This window comes from Chloroflexota bacterium (assembly GCA_011322445.1).
GTDB lineage: Bacteria > Chloroflexota > Anaerolineae > Anaerolineales > DRMV01 > DRMV01.
The window spans coordinates 1-3,227 of the sequence record DRMV01000002.1; the positions used below are offsets into that span (position 1 = coordinate 1).

Genomic DNA, 3,227 nt, shown 5'->3' on the forward strand with positions numbered 1-3,227 from the left:
CCGCGACCTGTCCCCCTCGACCGTGGCGGGCTACCTGGCCGACCTACGCCAGTTTTCCCGCTGGTTCGAGCAGACCAACGGCGAGGCGCTGACGCCTGCGGCGGTGACGCCCACGGATGTGCGGGAATACCGCGGCTGGCTGCAATGGCGGGGGCTGAAAGCCGCCACGGTGAACCGCAAACTCAACGCGCTGCGGGCGTGGCTGGAATGGGCGCAAGGGGAAGGGCTGATAGAGGCCAACCCTGTGGCAGGGGTGAAGATGGTGCGGTCTGTGAAAGCAGCCCCCCGCTGGCTGGACAGGCGAGAGCGGTATGCGTTGCAGCGGGCGGCGGAGCGGGTTTTGCAAACCGCGCGCGCCGCCGGAGGGAAGCGGTGGGTGAACCACACCCGCGACGCCCTGCTGGTGCTGTTCCTGCTGCACACGGGACTGCGGGTGGGGGAGGTAGTGGCGTTGACCGAAGACGACCTGACCCTCCGCCCGCGAAGCGGGCAGGTCTTGGTGCGCCGCGGCAAGGGGAACAAGCAGCGGGTGGTGCCCCTGAACGCGGAAGCGCGCAAGGCGGTGAAGCGGTGGCTGGAAACCCGTGGGGAGACGGGGATTACTGCCGCCGCGTTGTGGTCGGTGGGCAAAGGGCTGACGGCGCGCACGGTGCAGCGTGCAGTGGAGCGCGTGGCGCATGAGGCGAAACTGGACGGCGTGACGCCCCATGTCCTGCGGCACACCTTTGCCAAGAGCCTGATAGACGCCGGGGCGGGGTTGCAGGAAGTGGCCGAATTGTTAGGCCACGGCGACCTGAACACCACGCGGCGGTACGTGCAACCCGACGGCCGCGACCTGACGCGGGCCGTCGAAGCCCTGGTGGGCTAACAACCTGCGGAGGCGGGCAGCATGAAACGACACAACAGAGTGATTTTGGACGGACTGATACAGTCCGTGCGGACGGAAGTGCGGCGGGTCGGCGGGGAGGCCGTTCCTGCGGTGCACTTCCAGATAGCCACGGATGCGGTGGAAAAGGGTGGCGTTCACCCTGCCGTAGCCTACGGGCGCCTGGCCGCGGAGATCGTGATTTTTGGCGAAGCGGCGGCGGAACACAATGTGCCCGTCGAAGTCACGCTGGACGGCTGGCTTCGCACCGTTTGGCGCGAGGAAGCCCCGGCGAGCACAGTGGTGGCGGAGCGCGTCGTCTTCCACCTGCCGAGCGAAGTACGCGCTGCTGCTGTAGCGCGGTTATCGGCACTGCTGAACGGCGAAGGAGGCAGCCATGCGACGGGGTAGGGGCGTCCTCGGCCTTTTGGCCTGCGGGGCGGCGGCCTTTCGGCCACGCGCCCCACGCCCCAGGCCTGACGGCCTGTTGCTCAGGGCGCTGAGCCGGTGGGCCGCGCGACATCGGCCTGCTGGCCTGGGCGTGGCCTGTCGGCCAGCCCGCGGTCGGCCTGAGGGCCTCCCGCGCCGCGCGCTCCGTGCGCCGCCTGGGAGCCAGGCATTAGCCTGTCCGAAAGCGCCCCTTGACAAGATCCCGCACCTGCGCGAAAATATACACAACCTTGTGTAGCAAAGGAGTCCTTCCATGAGCGTGACCCGAATGCAAATCCTGTTGACCGAGGAGCAAGCCGCCGAATTGCGGCGGTTGGCAAGAGTGCGGCGGGCGAGCATCTCCCAAATAGTTCGGGAAATGGTTGAGCGCGGCCTGCGGGAAGAACGGGGGCGGCTGTTGGAGCAGCAGCGGCAGGCGTTGGAGAACTTGCGGAAAGTCCGGCGTGAACTGGCAGCCGCAGGTGTAGCGCCTGTGAGCGGCGACGAAGTGGTTGAACTCATCCGCCAGATGCGAGAGGAGCGCACCGATGAAATCGTCCGCAACGTCCTCGGTCGTAATTGACGCCAATATAGTTGTGTATGCCGTGTGGGAGGGCGAGCGCACGGCTGCTGCGGATGCCTTACTGAACCGCCTGGAAGTTGAGGAAAAAATTCTCCATGTCCCTGCACTATGGCGCGCGGAGGTGGTTTCGGTGTTGCATGCGATAGGCGCTCTCCATGGCGCTGACAGAGAGCATGTAAAGGCTGCGGTGCAGGCAGCGTTAGGCATGGGCATCAAGGTCGTCCCGCTGGACGACGCACTTTGTTTTGCTGCTCTGGAATGGGCGGACGCGTTGAGGCAGACCAAAGCCTATGATGCCTTCTACCTGGCCTTGGCCGACCGGTTGGGGTGCGACTTTTGGACAGGCGACAAACGGCTATACAACCGCGCCCGACAAGTTGGCGCGGACTTCGTGAGGTTGCTTGGAGAGAGCGAAGCGTGAAGCCGCCCGCGGCTTGACAGCCGCCCCCCCCTTGACGCCGCCGCGTTCGGGCGGTATCATTGAGGTGTGGAATGGTATGGAACGCAGACAGCCAGGAGGCGACCGATGGTCAAAGTGCAGTTTGTACTTCCCGAAGACCTGCACCAGCGGGTGCGGAAGGCGGCGCAGATACACGGCGTGAGCATGTCCCGCTTTGTCCGTGAAGCGTTAGAGCGGGCGCTGGCAGACGAAGCCGAAGCGCGCAAAGCGCGGCGGCAGCGGGTGTTGGCGGAGTTGCGCGAAATCAGCCAACGCCTGGCCGAGCAAGCGCCCGGGCTGGTGCACACCCCTGAAGACCTGAACGCGATGCGTGAGGAGCGGATGGATGAACTCATGTCAAACATGCGTCATTGACGCCAACGTGGGCGTGTGGTCGGTGGTGGAGGGCCCAGGACTTTCCCCCGAGGCCGTACAGGCATGGCTTGGCGAACTGGACAAAATCGTGGTGCCTGGGTTGTGGGTGTACGAAGTGACGTCGGCCTTGTATCGCCACAGGCTGCATGGATGGCCTCCAGAAGAGATTGACCACGCCCTGACACAGGTTTTGGAAATTCCCGATGAAGTGATCTATCCTGACCGCCTTCTGGTCATGTCCGCCTACGAGTGGGCTGTGCGTCTGAAGCAGGGTGCGGCTTACGACGCCTTCTACCTGGCTTTGGCCGAGCGGCAGGGAGCCGAGTTTTGGACGGGCGACAAGAGGCTGTATAATCGTGCGCGGCAGATTGGCGTGGACTTCGTGAGGTTAGTGAGTGAAGCCTCGACAGGCGGAGGTTGACATTGGGCGAGAACGGATGGTTCGAGGACAAAACCACATGGCTGTTCGCAGCAGTGGAGGTTTTTGCCATTGGAGTGACTTGTTTGCCTTTCCGTGAGTGTTTGCAGGAGTGGCC

6 protein-coding genes are annotated in these 3,227 nt (G+C 64.3%); all 6 read left to right on the top strand.

Annotated features, from left to right (window positions below):
• The coding region (locus ENJ54_00185) for a recombinase (protein HFC08266.1) at positions 1–868 on the top strand (868 nt) is incomplete at its 5' end.
• A 21-nt stretch (positions 869–889) separates the two neighbouring features.
• Positions 890–1,276, top strand: coding sequence for a hypothetical protein (locus ENJ54_00190; protein ID HFC08267.1), 387 nt, complete (start codon positions 890–892; stop codon positions 1,274–1,276).
• Positions 1,277–1,568: 292 nt separating this feature from the next.
• The gene (locus ENJ54_00195; GenBank protein HFC08268.1) at positions 1,569–1,877 is read left to right on the top strand and encodes a ribbon-helix-helix protein, CopG family; all 309 of its coding nucleotides are present in this window, start codon (positions 1,569–1,571) and stop codon (positions 1,875–1,877) included.
• Complete coding sequence (locus ENJ54_00200) at positions 1,843–2,298, top strand: PIN domain-containing protein (protein HFC08269.1); 456 nt, start codon at positions 1,843–1,845, stop codon at positions 2,296–2,298. The genes ENJ54_00195 and ENJ54_00200 overlap by 35 nt, the downstream gene beginning before the upstream one ends.
• Positions 2,299–2,403: 105 nt before the next feature.
• Positions 2,404–2,691 (top strand): hypothetical protein, encoded by a 288-nt coding sequence (locus ENJ54_00205; protein ID HFC08270.1) that lies wholly within the window; start codon positions 2,404–2,406, stop codon positions 2,689–2,691.
• Positions 2,663–3,112 (top strand): PIN domain-containing protein, encoded by a 450-nt coding sequence (locus ENJ54_00210; GenBank protein ID HFC08271.1) that lies wholly within the window; start codon positions 2,663–2,665, stop codon positions 3,110–3,112. The genes ENJ54_00205 and ENJ54_00210 overlap by 29 nt, the downstream gene beginning before the upstream one ends.
• The last annotated feature ends 115 nt before the right edge of the window (positions 3,113–3,227 follow it).